Source organism: Bacillus sp. 05T21 (genome assembly GCF_056396785.1).
In genome coordinates, this window is the sequence record NZ_JBFTMD010000002.1 from 377209 (window position 1) to 393876 (window position 16668).

The following is a 16668-nucleotide window of genomic DNA, read 5'->3' on the forward strand; positions in this document are numbered from 1 at the left end:
ACGCTCTAATTGTTCTTTAACAAGAACATAAACAAATAATATAACGAACAAATAAGAAATGCAAGGTGAAAATTTACAATTATTAGTTAAATCACTTTTGAAATGCATGCAAAAAAGACCGTGACAAAATCTCATCACGGTCTACTAGCAATTTATTTTTCTTCTGATTTCATCCCTTGGTTATTTCGGCGCAGCACTACATATAAAATCGCTCCAAATAATACAATCGCACCGATCCCAACACTTATCACTTTCACATTCGATACCTTTACTTCAGGTGCAACTGTATCTTTTTTAGGCATCGCAAAAGTAACATCTTCTTTTGAAAGAACATTTATCGTCGCAATTGTTTGATTATTCTTCGTAATATCAACTGCACCAACTATCTCACCACGATGGATTCCCTTATGATACAAAGAGTCTTTATCTAATGAAGCGGCTCGAAAAATAGTTTTCACATTTTTCCCTTCATCTTTCTTAAGCATAAGCTCAGCACTTTTTTCTAACTCAGAATCAACATCTTTATTTAAATATGTTGTCTTTTGATGCCAACTATGTTTATCTAGCACCGTTTGTTTCGTAAATTGCCCAAAAGAATATTCCGCCATCTGCTTTAAATCCTCATAGATTTCAGGTCTTTGAGAAGCCATTACTACATTTATAATACGATTTCCATCTTTCTCATTTAATAAAACGAGCGTATTGCGCGCTTCATTCGTAAATCCTGTCTTACCACCAATGCTATATGGATTTTCAAAATAAGTAGACTTATTAAAAATAGAAACTGTTTGCGAAGATGTCATAACCGTCGTTCTTTTCGTATTCATCGCTTGTAAAATTTCAGGATACTTTTGCACACCTCTCGTAATCATGGCCATATCATATGGCGTCGTATAATGATTTGGATCATGCAATCCATTTGGCGTTACAAAATGGCTATCTTTAGCCCCTAATTGCTTCGCCTTTTCATTCATCATATTAGCGAAATTTTCAACACTTCCTCCAATACGCTCCGCAATCGCATACGACACATCATTCGCACTTAGCACCATTAAAATCATAAGCGCAGTATTTCTATTCACCGTCTCACCAGGTTGAAACTCAATTTGATAATTACTCTTCTCCTGATCTAATGCTAATTGCGAAAATGTAAATTGATCCTCTGGCTTCGTATGCTCCATAAGTAAAATTGCCGTTAACACTTTCGTTATACTAGCCGGAAACGCACGATGATGTGCATTTTTGTCATACAACACATCCCCTGTTTTCGCATCAATCGTAGCTGCAAACTGACTAAAAACATTCGGCCCTTCCGCTGGTGGTGGTGCCACTTGCTCCGGATTCACTCCAACATTCGTCTCAGCATATAACGTCATAGGTGTCAAAAAAAATAAACAAATAACCATAATAAAAGCCGGAATTTCCTTAAAATTAACCATATGACTCTCCCTTTTCACTTTACTTTCACACTCTATAAAATGACTCTACCAATCTATATGTAATTTGTATTAAATTGGAAGAATATTCACTGTTTTTCACTATATCATATTTTTACGATGAATAACATAAATATACAATAAAAAATAAGAAGGAATTACTCTTTCTTATCCTTCTCATCAATCAACGAATCTATTAACTTTTGTCCAGCTTCCTCGGCCGTAATCTCATCCGTCATCCCCATAAATGACCACCCTTTAGAATCGACCCACTCAACGAACTCTTGCAAAAACTCATCATGCGTCACATCCACATCAAGAATCGAACCATCAATCGAAATCGTTCTATTTCTAGACACACGCATCTTGAACGTTTTTCTTACCATTACAATTATTCTCCCTCTACTCCTGAATAGTTATAAATATCTTGTACTTCTTTTATACATGATTTCTTGAAAATTGTAAAAAGGATATATTGGCCAATTTGCATATTAAAAATGAAAATCTCTTATTATATAACCCTCACACTACATTCATTTAGTCATAAATTACGGAATACATCCATATAAAAAAACAAACCAACTTACATTATATCACACCAAACACACTTGACTTTAGTACAATGAAATCGAATATATTAGAAAATACCTTAAAATGAGGAGGAACTCCATGGCGCGTTGTACGTATTGTAAAACGAAGTGGAAAATAAAAGATGTATGGTCAATACTCGTGACATTTGAAAAAGATTGTCCGTATTGTTTCGGAAGACAATATCTATCAAAGAAAACATTGAACGCTATGCCAGAACTTATAAGCTTACCTTTACACTTCTTATTCCCTTTTCTTGTTGATTTAAGCGATAAAGGTCCTTTGGATTGGTATCGGAAATCATAATATAACCGGTTTATTCAAAATCCACTTTCAATTAAATGCTCTTCTTATATATTCCTTAATACACTACTAGCCTGATTCCAAATACTTTACCTTTAAAAGATTACCACAAAAATATTGTAAAATTTCAGTTAATTATATATAATTGCTTTAGCATAATTATTAAAGATGCTATTAGATAAGCATTTTTGAAGATCCCGTAGCTCAGCAGGGAGAGCGCCACCTTGACAGGGTGGAGGTCGTGAGTTCGAGCCTCTCCGGGGTCATAAAAAAAGACACGATATCAACCTACTAGGTGATATCGTGTCTTTTTTTATCCAAGGCACTTCTTATAAAAACTAAAAATCTTACCAGTTAATTACTTCCCACCAAACATCTTCTCCAAAGACTTCGCATTGGCAAATAATACTTCTTTCAAGTTATCATCAGCAACGATTTTATAGTCGCCATCTTTGTTTTTCTTTAAGTTCAATGTAACTTCGCGAGTTGCCATTGCTGCATCTTTATCCGCTAAGTTTTTGACGATAGTTGATGTCATTGTTTTTTCGATTGCTTTTTCAGATTGTTCTTTGTCTTCGCTAAAAGCACTAGCGAAGGCCATTGGCATAACTTCTCCCACTGCTTTTGTTACAGCAACGGATAGATCAGCAGATGTAATTTTCACTTTCACTTCTGCTTTGTCATCCTTTTTCGATACTTCTTCTGGCTTTTCAAATTTAAAGTTTTTCGTAATTGCACTCAGCATTGCTTTTGCCTCAGCATCATCTGTTTTTTCATTTAGTTTATTAAATTCCTTGTCACTCTCAACAAATGTACGAGCCTTTTCTACATCACCTTTTTGTATCGCTGTTAAAAATTCTTCTGTAGTATCTTTCGGATTTGCACACCCTGCTAAAACACCTACTGTTAATCCTACTACCATCATTAACAGCAATAATTTCTGTATCTTTTTCACGTTCATTCTCCTCTTATCTTTTCTAGTAAGTCAGCATTATACAATAGTATGAAACTGACATTACAAACATTTTTTAGTATAGCATTTATATGATTTGTTTTCTATTCTTTCCCAAAAGATAAAGAGCCTTGTAGTATTTCTACAAAGCTCTTTATCTTTCAATCCGTATCCGTAGCACAAATTAACCACATTTTATGCTCCTTACTATCCAATACCATCCAAGTATTATCCCATGCAACATCGTAAAACCATTCTGTCCAAGGGCTGTGGTTTTCGAACACTGTAATATCTTCATATCGATCTTGGAACATGTATTGGCATACATTGTTCGCTAATTGCTTCGCCATTACTGGTCTCTCCGAAAAGCCTTTATATGCTCCTCCTCTTATAATTTGAAATGCGATACTCCCATCAAGCATTACCGCGCTATTATATTCAAATTGAAACTTATATTTTTCTGATGTATGTATTTTTAATTCCTCTAAGTTATTGATTATATCTAAAGAGTTGAAGACTTTTTTGAAAAAGTGCTCGTATCTGTCTATTTCATAAGGTATTTCTTTGAAAAAATTTTCGTTATGTACTTTAAAGCAGCTTATTACTGCTCCACCATTTAAGTTTTGTTTCTTAAATGTATTTATAAGCTGCTCAATAGATAAATCATTCGTTTCTATTTTTTCAAAAGTTCCTGCTTTCCATCTCATAACGCTCACTACTCTCTATTAAAAATTTGTTTCTTCATTATTATAGTACTTACTTTAACATCGGCCTCGCTACTCTATATTCTTCACTCTTAGGTTCTTTTACGAGTATAGGTGGCCTTTCATCCTCTTCTTCTAAAATCATCTCAAATACTTCTGTTTTTTCTTGTAATATGTTGGCTTCACTATCTTTAGTAGGCTTTTTGCTTGTTTCAATTTTCTTTGTTACTTCGCCAAGTTTTTGCCCGATTTCTTCTACTTTAGCAGGTTCATTCGTAACGTAGCATTCCTGGCCCTCCCATACTAATATAGGTGGAACTTGTTCTCATTTGTTACATATTATATAAGTAATACTAGCTATAAGTAGTAGACATGTTAATAAAAAGAAGATAGCTTTTTTATTCATATACTATTCTCCTTATCTATCATTTTATTGGATTATATAATACAAGATATAGATAGCAAATGGATTTTATGGTGATTTTTAGTTTTATTTTCAAAAAGAAAAACCTTACAAAAGTAAGGTTCCATTTTTAAATTCTATAGTGACTGATTTATTAAAACGATCATTACGATAATCGCTATAAACATAACAACTAAGCAGCCGATCATTTTATAAAATCCTCGTTTCGTTAACGTTCCGCCTTGAACGTCTTTACGAATAAATAAGAATACCGCTAAAAATAATACAAGCCCCATGCCAAAAGCGTACATCATTTGCATATGTTAATCTTCCTTTCTCTTTTACATCTTAATATCTTTTCGATAAAACAACAAACGATATAAAAACTGTACTCATCGTGAGTGCCATAAGTATGTTCAATAGTTCAGTAGCAGATAGTGTAAGTATTTTTAAGTTTAAGCCGATAGAGAAAAGAAGATAATATGCGGTTAGTGCAAAAAAGGTCACGAACATCCCTTTATAACGAATAAGCTTCATTCGCTCGTCTTTTTCTTTAAATTGTGGGTGCAAGTAACTTAGGCAGAAACTCATAATCATCATCCCAAGCAATGGATAAGTTATAGCTGGCGGTGCAGAATGCGTCATTATACCTGTTAATATCATAAATCCACTCATAAATAGAAAAATAATCCCCATAATTACAAAGTACTTTTGTGAATAATTCATCCTTTCTCCTCCTCTTCTTTTCCCTCATAAATAAATACATGTTCTATCGTTGTCTGAAATGTTTTTGCAATTTCAAATGCTAACGGAAGTGACGGATCGTATTTCCCTTTTTCAATTGAGATAATGGTTTGTCTGGAAACTCCAAGTTTCTCAGCCAATTTTTCTTGAGATAGTCCAAGTTTTTTTCGATATTCGACCATTTTATTTTCCAAGGAAATTTCTCCCTCCTTCCTTATACCGAGTATATACGTCAAGGAAACTTTACGTCAAGGTTCCTTTACATTCATTTCGTTTATTTTTCATTCTATTTATATAGAAGAAACTTTTTCAAATTCAGCACGTCTATTTTGAAATGAAACATGGAACAATGTATATAGCCGTTACTATATCTCCTCTCCGTTTTTATGAAAATTTAATATCTCCATATTTGTTTTATCCTTTTAAAATGTTTCATTCTGCTCTTTATCGGGTGAAATGCGCTATTGTTTTTACGTTGTTTTTCGCCATATTTATAGAAACTAACGGTTTATGAAGCATTTTTTATGTATAGCCACTTTTTTTGTAGAAATCCTTCATTTTCCTTTCGATATTTAACACTATCGAGATAAAGTTTATGGTAAATTCATAATTTTTTATTTTTTATACTATATTCCGTTGTATTGTTGTATAATATCAATGAAAGCGCTTATTATTCCAATATACATAATTCGAACTAAACTTTATCGAAACATTCTGATAGTTATACTTATATTTAAATGCAACAATTATAGTTATTAATGTAGGTATACCAAATATATCCACCCCATTTTCCCGTGAAATTACTTTATAACATGAAAGATTAACTTGGGTGATAAGTTATTGTGAATGTTTTTTTACAAAACAGATAAGTAATAGTGTTTGGTATTATGTAAATTATTGTAATAACATAAGAGTAAAGAAAAACATTTACATTGATTATTGGTTCATCAATTATTGAAAAGAGCAAAATGCACCTTTTTGTATGGAAAAAGGATTATATGCATTGGGAGGTTTAAACAAATGACGAGGAAGAATACAACGACAAACCCTTGGGCCAAGTTCCATGGTCCGAACCTTGGTTATGTTATTGAACAGTATGATCTTTACGTAACTGGAGCAGGTTCTGTTGATCCGGAATTACAAGAGCTTTTTGAAATTTTTGGAGCTCCTTCGTTTCAAGATGATGTCGTAACAGGGGACAACACAGCAACACATTTTTCTCCTCAAAACACAGGGAACATTGAAAAGATTCTTAAAGTCGTTCAACTTGTTGAACAGATTCGTTCTTTCGGGCATACATTGGCTCACATTAATCCGATGGAAGATGCTGCAAACGGACAATCTCTTATCGAGAAAACAATGAACGAACTGAGCGATGCTGACTTGAAAGCGATTCCAGCAAAAACAGTATGGCAAGATGCACCAGAGGGTATTCACACTGCACTTGATGTAATTCATAGATTAAAAGACGTTTATACAAAATCTTTAGCTTATGAATTCTCACATATACAAGATAGTGAAGAACGCGCGTGGTTGCATCAAATGGTGGAATCAAATTCATTGCGTCAACCATTATCAAATAAAAAACGAACTGCTCTTTTAAAACGTTTAACTGCTGTTGAAGGTTTCGAGCAATTCTTGCATAAAACATTCGTTGGTCAAAAACGTTTCTCAATAGAGGGCGTTGATATGCTTGTACCTGTACTAGATGAAATTGTTTCAGAAGGTGCTAAAGGCGGCGTTGAAGATGTCATGATTGGTATGGCTCACCGTGGTCGTCTAAGCGTACTCGCTCACGTATTAGAAAAGCCATATAATCACATGTTTGCAGAATTCAAACATGCAAAAATAGAAGGTGCAGTGGCAAATGCTGGCTGGACTGGCGACGTGAAATACCATTTAGGTAGAGAACAAGTCGTTGGTAATGAAGAAGTTAGCACTCGTGTTACATTAGCAAATAATCCGAGTCATCTTGAGTTCGTTAACCCTGTTGTTGAAGGTTTCGCACGCGCAGCTCAAGAGAATCGTAAAAAATCTGGTCTTCCAGAACAAGATACTACAAAATCATTCGTAATTTTAGTTCATGGTGATGCTGCATTCCCTGGTCAAGGTGTTGTGTCTGAGACACTCAACTTAAGTAGATTGAATGCGTACCAAACTGGCGGAACTATTCATGTTATCGCAAATAATGCAGTCGGCTTTACGACTGATAGCTATGATTCTCGTTCTACTAAATATTCAAGCGACCTTGCAAAAGGTTTCGATATTCCGATTGTTCACGTAAATGCTGATGATCCGGAAGCTTGTCTTGCTGCTGCAAACCTTGCGATCCAATATCGTACGCTATTCAAAAAGGACTTCTTAATCGATTTAATCGGTTACCGCCGATATGGTCATAACGAAATGGATGATCCAGCAGTTACACAACCACAAGTGTACAAAAAAATTAAAAATCACCCAACTGTAAGAGCAATTTATGCAGATCAATTACAATCTGCTGGCGTTCTGAATGCAGATGAGGTTGAAACAATTACTCAGTTTATACAAGAGGAATTAAAGGCTGAATACGCACAAGTGCCACCAGCTGATACGAGTGCTGCAACAATTCACGTTAAAGTTCCAGAGGTTGTTGCAAAAGGAATCCAGCCGATTGACACTGGTGTTTCAATTGAATCACTTCGTGCAATTAATGAAGGACTATTATCTTGGCCTGAAGGCTTTAACGTATATCCAAAAGTGAAGAAAATTCTTGAGCGCCGTAAAGATGCTCTTGAAGAGAACGGTAAAATTGAATGGGCACTTGCTGAATCGTTAGCATTCGCTTCTATTTTGCAAGAAGGTACGCCAATTCGTTTAACTGGTCAAGATTCACAGCGTGGTACATTCGCGCACCGTCATATCGTATTACACGATACTGATACAAACGAAACATATTCACCATTACACCGTTTACCGAACATTAACGCATCATTCTCTGTTCATAACAGTCCGTTATCAGAAGCTGCTGTTGTTGGTTACGAATATGGTTACAACGTATTTGCTCCAGAAACTCTTGTGATGTGGGAAGCTCAATACGGTGACTTCTCAAATACTGCGCAAGCATTATTTGATCAATATGTTTCAGCAGGAAGAGCAAAATGGGGTCAAAAATCTGGTTTAGTTCTTCTATTACCACACGGTTATGAAGGTCAAGGGCCAGAACACTCTAGTGCACGTCCAGAGCGTTTCTTACAATTAGCTGCTGAGAACAACTGGACAGTTGCAAACTTAACGAGCGCGGCACAATACTTCCATATTTTACGTCGTCAAGCATCTATCTTAGGAACAGAAGCTGTTCGACCGTTAGTGCTTATGACGCCAAAGAGTTTATTACGTCATCCACTTACGCTTTCAACTGCTAGTCAGTTAAGCGAAGGACGTTTCCAACCTGCTTTAGAACAAGAAAACCTTGGTACAAAGCCAAATAAAGTAAAACGTCTTGTTTTAAGTACAGGTAAAATGGCAATTGACTTAGCAGCAGAAATCGAAAGTGGTAAGCATGAGTACAGCCTAGATGAAGTTCATATGGTTCGTATCGAGCAGTTGTACCCATTCCCTGCTGAAAAAGTTCAATCTATGATTAAACGCTTTAAAAACTTAGAAGAAATCATTTGGGTTCAAGAAGAACCTCGTAATATGGGCGCATGGCATTACATGGCTCCAATTCTGTTCGAACTAGCTGGGGATAAAGTGAAAACAGGTTACATTGGACGCCCGGATCGTTCTAGCCCATCTGGTGGCGATCCATTCGCTCACAAAGCTGAGCAAGAATTAATCGTTGCACACGCTTTAGATGTGAAGTACAACTTCCGTCAAGATAAACAAGAAATTGAAGTTTTCAGCAACTGAAAGTAACAATGAGTTTTTCAGGCTTGGCTGTGGCAGATAGTCTGCCACAGCCAGGCTAACAAATGGAGATTACCGAAGATTAAAGAAGACAAAACACACCGTTAGGCAAATAAGGGGAGGACATTTAAAATGATCGAAATTAAAGTACCTGAGCTTGCAGAATCTATTTCAGAAGGAACTATTTCACAATGGCTTATCAACGTAGGCGACAAAGTTGAGAAAGGTGGCAGCGTTGTTGAGCTTGAGACTGACAAAGTCAATGTAGAAATCATTGCAGAGGATTCAGGTATTGTATCGAAGTTACTAGGCGAACCTGGGGATACAGTTGAAGTTGGCGCTACTATCGCAATTTTAGATGCAAACGGCGCAGGAGTTGCAGTAAGTACACCAGCACCACCTGCTGAGCAACCAAAACAAGAAACTACTGAAGCACCTAAAGCAGCAGCTCCAAGTGCTGAACAAAATAAAGCGTTACAAGGTTTACCAAATACAAATCGTCCTATCGCATCACCAGCTGCTCGCAAAATGGCTCGTGAATTAGGAATCGACTTAAACGACGTACGCAGCACAGATCCACTTGGACGTGTGAGACCACATGACGTACAAGCTCACGCTGCAGCGCCAAAAGAAGCACCAGCTGCTCCAAAAAGTCCAGCTCCTGCTCCAGTTGCAAAAACTGAATTCGAAAAACCAGTTGAGCGTGTGAAAATGTCCCGCCGCCGTCAAACAATTGCAAAACGTCTTGTAGAAGTTCAACAAACATCTGCAATGTTAACTACATTTAACGAAGTTGATATGAGTGCAATCATGGAATTACGTAAAGAACGCAAAGATGCTTTCGAGAAAAAACATGATGTACGTCTTGGCTTTATGTCATTCTTCACAAAAGCAGTTGTTGCAGCATTAAAACAGTTCCCATTATTAAATGCTGAAATTCAAGGCGATGAGCTTATCATTAAAAAATTCTATGATATCGGTATTGCAGTAGCAGCTCCAGATGGATTAGTTGTTCCAGTTGTACGCGATGCTAACCAATTGAACTTCGCTGAAATTGAAAGCGAGATTCGTAATTTAGGTCTGAAAGCACGCGATAATAAACTTTCATTAAAAGAGCTACAAGGTGGTACATTTACAATTACAAATGGTGGCGTGTTCGGTTCTCTAATGTCAACACCAATCCTAAATAGTCCACAAGTAGGTATTCTAGGGATGCATAAAATCCAAGTACGTCCAGTTGCGATCGATAACGAGCGTATGGAAAACCGTCCAATGATGTACCTTGCACTATCTTACGATCACCGTATTGTTGATGGTAAAGAAGCAGTTAGCTTCCTTGTTGCTGTTAAAGATATGCTTGAAGATCCAAAATCATTATTATTAGAAGGTTGATAGATTATTAATCTATTAAAGGCTGTAGAATGAATCATTCTACAGCCTTTTTTCATTATGTTCATATGGGACAAATCACACTACATAGACTAACAATGTATGCCTAAAACGTAAGGGGGATAAACATGAATAACCTTCCAGTTCATGCAAAACTTAAAGCAAATAAGGATACTTTCTTCCTCCCCGATTCAAACGGGGGTGTTTACTTTCGAAATAACTCCAGTTCATTCCGTATGGATGGTGATGGAATTTATGACTGGATTGAGAAATTAATGCCTATGTTTAACGGTAATCATTCTTTGACAGAAATAACCGATGGTCTCCCTCTCCCCTATCAAAATCGTGTATTTGAAATTGGAGAGATTTTATATGAAAATGGTTTCATTCGTGATGTAAGCCAAGATGCTCCCCACGAATTAAACAGTGCATTACTCGACAGATATGCTTCGCAAATTGAGTTTTTAGAAGCTGATTCCCATTCAGGCGCTTTAAAATTCGAAAGGTACCGCGCAGCAAATGTGCTTATAATTGGTTCTGGCGATATGCTTACTTCCCTAGTTTCTTCTTTATTAGAATCTGGTTTACCTACATTCCATTATCTTGTTACAGATCGTGCTGAAACAAACTACGATCGAATTCATGAACTAAGCGAACGTGCATATGCAAATGATGACAATGTACTTATTCAAGAAATAGATATTACAATTGATCGCCCTTTACATGAAGTATTCGAGCCTTTCGACTGGATTTTATACGTTTCCCAAAATGGAGATATTGAAAGTTTAAGAGCAATCCATACTATTTGTAGAGAGTTTAAGAAAAATTTCATACCAGCTATTTGCTTATTAAGAATTGGTTTAGCTGGACCCGTCGTAACCACAGACCTTGAAGAATGCTGGGAATCAGCTTGGCATCGTCTACACGAAACTACTTTACAAAGTGAAAATCCACCTGAACCTTTCTCACCAATTGCATCTGCACTGTTAGCAAATGTTATCGTTTTTGAGTTATTTAAACATGTCGCTGAAGATTCACATAGGCAGCATAATCCTCAATTCTTTTTATTAAACTTGGAAACACTTGAAGGAAAGTGGCACCCTTTCATAAAACATCTTCTCGCAACCGATGAAATCTTTACAATTGATACGGTGCAAAATCTTCAAGAAAACCTTGCCCAACGTTCCGGACAATATACTTCAACTGAACTTTTTCGTTTTTTTGATACGTTAACTTCTAAAGAAGCTGGCATATTCCACATGTGGGATGAACAAGATTTACACCAATTGCCTTTATCACAGTGCAATATTCAAGTTGCAAATCCATTATCAGACGGACCTACCTCTCCCCTTCCTACTATAACTTGCGGTGGATTAACTCATAATGAAGCACGCCGCGAAGCTGGTTTAACAGGAGTTGAAACATATGTAGCTGAAATGATTCATCGTCTTATCCCCGAACATACTGATATCGGTATTGGTGCTGGGGAAACGATGACAGAAGGTGTATACCGAGCACTCCAAAAACATTTAAATAATAAGTTATACGAACGCCAATCACATATGCTAGAAGAGATTATAGAGCTTGATTTAACCGAAATTCATGATAAACATTGTAGGTTTTACTACGATGCTCTCTCTACAATTCATGAAATACCTAAAGTAGGCATGAGTGAGGAGTTACTTGGTTTTCCTGTCGTTTGGATCGGTATTAATGATAGATGGTATGGTGCGGCAAATATTAATATAACACTCGCATTAAGAAATGCTCTGCAACAAGCACTCCTTCATATTCAAAATGAAGAGATTCCTTATAAAGCTAATATGTTACCGGAATCATCCATTGTTTTATATAGCACGGATTCTGTTAGAGTAGCAATACAAGAAGAGGAAGAAATTCCAGGCGTACAGTCTTTACAAGTTGCTTTGCAAAATTTAGCGGAAAACAACTTGTATCCATTCGTTTTTGATTTAGCTATTGAGTCATTTTTAAGAGACAGCTTAGACGGTGTATATGGAGTATTAATTGCAAAGGAGGATGACCAATGACTCAAAACATACTACTTATAGGAGATGGCCTACTCACAGACTATGTACATGAACAATTGTGTAAGCAATATTCACTCATCCGCCAGCATACAATTACAGAAGCTCTTCCTGAAAACATTCATCTTGCTCTCGTTTTACATGACGGGTCTCCTTCTTCCGTACATCGCGATGCTGAGCTTATCTTTCGCTCAAATAATATTCCGTGGCTTCGCGCGTTTACTTCGTTTGGTGAAGGTATTATCGGTCCTTACGTGAAGCCTCTTACAACTGGATGTTCCCACTGCGCTGATGGACGCCGGTTTATAGCTGGCTTTGATCAAAAAGAAATGTGGGAACTACAACGAAAATATGCATTAAAAGCAGAGAACGTGACGAGGCGTGATGTACGCGCCACCCAAAATGGAATGTTACAAATGTGCCAGCTCATTCATGCTGAAACAGAGAAAATATTAGCTCATGGATATTCTTCTTTAGAAAACGAACTCATTTTACTGGACTTACAAACGTTACAATGTACCCGGAATTCGTTTCTTCCAGACCCTCTCTGTCCGGTATGCAGCAATTTGTCTGACGATACAGCAGATGCAGCGCAAATTTCTTTACAACCAAGTTTGAAAACGAGTACTGCAACGTATCGCTGTCGTTCCATTCATGAGCTAAACACATTTTTAACGAGAGACTATTTAGATTACCGGACTGGTATTTTAAACGGCCAAATGCAACATTCTTTATTACCGTTTGCTGATGTCATTATAAACATGCCGTTACTGTTTGGAAATGAAGGTGTCGCGGGCCGGACTCATTCATTTTCACTTAGTGAAGCAACCGCTATTTTAGAAGGATTAGAACGCTATTGCGGTATGTCGCCTCGTGGAAAAAAAACAAATGTACATGGCAGTTTTCGTGAGCTAGAAGATGTTGCACTGAATCCCCTCACACTTGGTGTACATACAAATGAACATTACAATCGTGATAGTTTTCCATTTAAGCCGTTTGATCCTGATTATGAGCAAAACTGGGTATGGGGATATTCTTTATTACAAAGCAGGCCCCTCCTAGTTCCAGAATCAATCGCTTATTATAGCCTTGGTCATAGAGATGCTTTCGTGTATGAAACATCAAATGGATGTGCCATTGGTGGTAGTTTAGAAGAAGCAATTTTTCACGGCATTTTAGAAATTGTAGAGCGTGACGCCTTTTTGCTCACTTGGTATGCCGAATTACCTCTTCCCCGTCTCGATCTTAGTTCAGCCAATGATACTGAATTGCAATTAATGATTGAACGCTTACGCACAATTACTGGATATGAATTATACGTTTTCAACGCGACGATGGAACATGGTATTCCGAGCATATGGGTCATTGCGAAAAATACAAGGCAAGATGGTATGAATCTCGTCTGTGCTGGCGGCGCACATATGGAACCAATTCGAGCTGTAAAAAATGCAATTCATGAAATAGCGGGCATGTTACTTATAACAGATGAAGAGCTTGAACAAAAAAGAGAGAAATATGAAAACTGTTTACAAGATCCATATCTTGTTTCGCAAATGGAAGACCATAGTATGCTGTATGGATTGAAAGAAGCGGAAGAACGTCTTCACTTCCTTTTACGTGATGATGCTCCGGTGCAAACGTTCCAAGAAATGAATGCATTACAATCATTTGATATGGATTTAACATCTGATCTTCATCAACTTTTAAACAGGTTACATCAATCTGGACTTGAAGTAATTGTTGTAGATCAAACGGTCCCCCTTATAGAAAAGAACGGCTTACATTGTGTAAAAGTAATTATTCCAGGCATGTTACCGATGACGTTCGGTCACCATCTCACTCGGGTTACAGGACTGGATAGAGTGTATACCGTACCGATGACACTTGGATATTGGGCTGAGCCTTTAACGAATGAAAGTTTAAATCCACATCCGCATCCGTTTCCATAATTCATAGTGAGGGGGAAATTTGATGCAACCTGATACTTTTTTACATCATCTCCATTTTTCTATTAATGAAATTATGTCGTCCGATAAAGAGATTGACTGGGAAGACGCACCACTTCCTTATAAATTATATCGAAATTTACCAGTAATCCCTCTCTCTTTAGAAATCCCATTAACTTTGCGGAATTCTTCTACTGAACCTACCTTAGAGGAAATCGGTCATTATCTTTGGTACTCATTTGGTTTAACACAATTATGTCAGCCTACTACTAACCTAGAAAATAATAAAACAACGACTCTATTTCGAAGATTCATCCCTTCTGGGGGTGCTTTATATCCAAATGAATTATATATGTATTTAAAAATTGATCATTATCCAGACGGCATTTACCATTACGACGCCGCGCACCACCGTCTTATCTTACTTCGTGAAGGAAATTTTGATTCTTATCTTACAGAAGCACTCGGCAATCGTTGTAACATACATTCTTGTTTTGGTGCTGCATTTGTATCCACTATGTTTTGGAAAAACTTCTTTAAATACAATAACTTTTCGTATCGTCTGCAAGGATTAGATAGTGGTGTTCTAATCGGTCAATTACTTGAATGCGCAAAACAATTCGGTTATACAAATGGTGTATATTTTCAATTTCTAGACCGGGCAATGAATCATTTACTTGGACTGTCAGAAGGTGAAGAAAGTGTGTATGCTGTTATTCCTTTAAGTACAGAACCGAATACAGATTGGTTTCACGATAATCATCACGAAAATAAAACTATTACTTCTCATGACTTGTTGCAACAAATCCCGCCGTTAACACATGAGCATTTCGTTCGCTCAAAATATGTAGATGAATATCCGATGATAAAAAAAATAAACGCGGCATCTATGATTGAATCAACAGAACACTTCCAAACATTTACCTGTGAAGAACGACAACAATATAGTGCACACGCTATGCAGCTACCTAAAGTGGAACGTTTATCATATGATTTTTTACAACTTTGTAAAAAACGATATTCACCTGATTCTGACTTCATTTTAACGAAATGGGATGCAGCCGAGCTCGCTACTTTACTACAAGAAGCGAGCCTCTCCTTCCCTTATTACAACGACCTTGATGGCAAGTATGTAAATGAAAACGCACGAGTCTCACTATATGGATGTTTTTATAACGTAAAAGACATAGAAAACGGCGCTTACGCTTATAACAGTAGGACACATTCCATACAGCCACTTCGGTACGGAGACCTTCGTTATTCTCTGCAATCTAGTATGACGATGGATAACGTAAACCTTTTTCAAGTACCACTTTGTCTACATGTAATCGGAAATAAAGATTACTATAAAAATAAATTAGGTTATAGAGGATATCGCATTCATCAAATGGAAGCTGGCATGCTCGTTCATAAACTCGTTTTAGCTGCGACCGCTATGGGGATGGGCGGGCATCCGTTACTAAGTTTTGATACAAATTCATGCGATCAATTGTACGGGATTGATGCCGGAAATGAAACTTCACTCATTCAAATTCCGGTTGGGGCGTATCGAGCGCGAAATTGGCTAAAAGGGTCCTTGCATAATTAGAAGCACGCCGATTAATGGCGTGCTTTTTTTAAAGGAGTTAAATTATTAAAAGCGAAATAAATACATATTCTTATATAAAAGGAGAGTTTGAATTGAGTATTTTACAAAGATTAATCGAGCAAGCGAAAAATCCTCGCGGGACAATTGGTTCCTCTATGCTTTGCATTATGAATGCTGCGCATACGGGACTAACAAATTGGGCTTTACAAAAAATACATATACGTGAAAATGCAGTTATTTTAGATATTGGTTGTGGGGGTGGTAAAACCATACAGACTCTTTCAAAACGAACTCCGCTTGGGAAAATATACGGGATCGACTACTCCAATCAAGCTGTTGAAAACTCAAAGAAAGCAAATATGAAGGATGTCAAAGCAGCGAAAGTAATTATTCATCAAGCAAGCGTCTCCTCTATTCCATATCATCCGGACTTCTTTGATCTCATTACCGCTTTTCAAACCCACTACTTTTGGCCCGATTTTGAACACGATATGAAAGAAGTATTTCGCGTCTTAAAACCGAATGGATCCTTTTTACTAGTTGCTGAAACTTTCAAAATCCAATATCATATGGATAAATTTAAGACGACCGAAGAATTAGTAAACCTTTTTTATAAGACGGGATTTACAAACGTAAAATGTTACGAAGAAAGAGGATGCCTTTGTTTAATAGGAAATAAGTAAAA

14 protein-coding genes, 1 tRNA gene and 1 pseudogene are annotated in these 16668 nt (G+C 36.8%); 8 read left to right on the top strand and 8 right to left on the bottom strand.

From position 1 onward, the window contains the following. Nucleotides 1-152 precede the first annotated feature (152 nt). Both AC1DKZ_RS06890 and AC1DKZ_RS06895 read right to left on the bottom strand, forming a co-directional pair. Nucleotides 153-1439: a D-alanyl-D-alanine carboxypeptidase family protein gene (locus AC1DKZ_RS06890; RefSeq protein WP_476995843.1), complete on the bottom strand. Its 1287-nt coding sequence runs from the start codon at nt 1437-1439 to the stop codon at nt 153-155. A 155-nt stretch (nt 1440-1594) separates the two neighbouring features. Then, on the bottom strand, nt 1595-1822 hold the full coding sequence (locus tag AC1DKZ_RS06895; RefSeq protein ID WP_002064332.1) for a hypothetical protein: 228 nt from the start codon (nt 1820-1822) through the stop codon (nt 1595-1597). Nucleotides 1823-2105: 283 nt separating this feature from the next. Between AC1DKZ_RS06895 and AC1DKZ_RS06900 the strand changes: the two genes are divergently transcribed. Then, nucleotides 2106-2330, top strand: coding sequence for a hypothetical protein (locus AC1DKZ_RS06900; protein ID WP_113937739.1), 225 nt, complete (start codon nt 2106-2108; stop codon nt 2328-2330). Between the two features lie 190 nt (nt 2331-2520). Continuing rightward, a tRNA-Val gene (locus tag AC1DKZ_RS06905) sits at nt 2521-2593 on the top strand. Nucleotides 2594-2685: 92 nt separating this feature from the next. Here AC1DKZ_RS06905 and AC1DKZ_RS06910 read toward each other — a convergent pair. From AC1DKZ_RS06910 to AC1DKZ_RS06935, 6 genes and pseudogenes are all read right to left on the bottom strand, one after another. Then, nucleotides 2686-3282 (bottom strand): hypothetical protein, encoded by a 597-nt coding sequence (locus AC1DKZ_RS06910; protein WP_002126039.1) that lies wholly within the window; start codon nt 3280-3282, stop codon nt 2686-2688. Nucleotides 3283-3440: 158 nt separating this feature from the next. After that, entirely contained in the window at nt 3441-3986 is a 546-nt protein-coding gene (locus AC1DKZ_RS06915; RefSeq protein ID WP_427279004.1) for a hypothetical protein, read from the bottom strand. A gap of 49 nt (nt 3987-4035) precedes the next feature. Beyond that, a pseudogene (locus AC1DKZ_RS06920) lies at nt 4036-4389 on the bottom strand (hypothetical protein). A gap of 134 nt (nt 4390-4523) precedes the next feature. Then, nucleotides 4524-4706 (bottom strand): DUF3976 domain-containing protein, encoded by a 183-nt coding sequence (locus AC1DKZ_RS06925; RefSeq protein ID WP_002086895.1) that lies wholly within the window; start codon nt 4704-4706, stop codon nt 4524-4526. A 28-nt stretch (nt 4707-4734) separates the two neighbouring features. After that, nucleotides 4735-5112, bottom strand: a complete 378-nt coding sequence (locus tag AC1DKZ_RS06930) for a hypothetical protein (RefSeq protein ID WP_001109902.1) — start codon at nt 5110-5112, stop codon at nt 4735-4737. Beyond that, entirely contained in the window at nt 5109-5324 is a 216-nt protein-coding gene (locus AC1DKZ_RS06935) for a helix-turn-helix transcriptional regulator (RefSeq protein ID WP_002135046.1), read from the bottom strand. The genes AC1DKZ_RS06930 and AC1DKZ_RS06935 overlap by 4 nt, the downstream gene beginning before the upstream one ends. Nucleotides 5325-6150: 826 nt before the next feature. Between AC1DKZ_RS06935 and odhA the strand changes: the two genes are divergently transcribed. The 6 genes from odhA to AC1DKZ_RS06965 all read left to right on the top strand — a co-directional run bounded on the left by odhA (nt 6151) and on the right by AC1DKZ_RS06965 (nt 16666). After that, complete coding sequence (gene odhA, locus AC1DKZ_RS06940) at nt 6151-9018, top strand: 2-oxoglutarate dehydrogenase E1 component (RefSeq protein WP_476995844.1); 2868 nt, start codon at nt 6151-6153, stop codon at nt 9016-9018. Nucleotides 9019-9147: 129 nt separating this feature from the next. Then, entirely contained in the window at nt 9148-10407 is a 1260-nt protein-coding gene (gene odhB, locus AC1DKZ_RS06945; RefSeq protein ID WP_404457249.1) for a 2-oxoglutarate dehydrogenase complex dihydrolipoyllysine-residue succinyltransferase, read from the top strand. Between the two features lie 125 nt (nt 10408-10532). Further along, entirely contained in the window at nt 10533-12452 is a 1920-nt protein-coding gene (locus tag AC1DKZ_RS06950) for a putative thiazole-containing bacteriocin maturation protein (RefSeq protein ID WP_476995845.1), read from the top strand. Beyond that, nucleotides 12449-14398: a TOMM precursor leader peptide-binding protein gene (locus AC1DKZ_RS06955; RefSeq protein WP_476995846.1), complete on the top strand. Its 1950-nt coding sequence runs from the start codon at nt 12449-12451 to the stop codon at nt 14396-14398. The genes AC1DKZ_RS06950 and AC1DKZ_RS06955 overlap by 4 nt, the downstream gene beginning before the upstream one ends. Nucleotides 14399-14420: 22 nt before the next feature. Continuing rightward, nucleotides 14421-15983, top strand: a complete 1563-nt coding sequence (locus tag AC1DKZ_RS06960; protein WP_476995847.1) for a SagB family peptide dehydrogenase — start codon at nt 14421-14423, stop codon at nt 15981-15983. A 92-nt stretch (nt 15984-16075) separates the two neighbouring features. Then, nucleotides 16076-16666: a class I SAM-dependent methyltransferase gene (locus AC1DKZ_RS06965; protein WP_476995848.1), complete on the top strand. Its 591-nt coding sequence runs from the start codon at nt 16076-16078 to the stop codon at nt 16664-16666. Nucleotides 16667-16668: the final 2 nt, after the last annotated feature.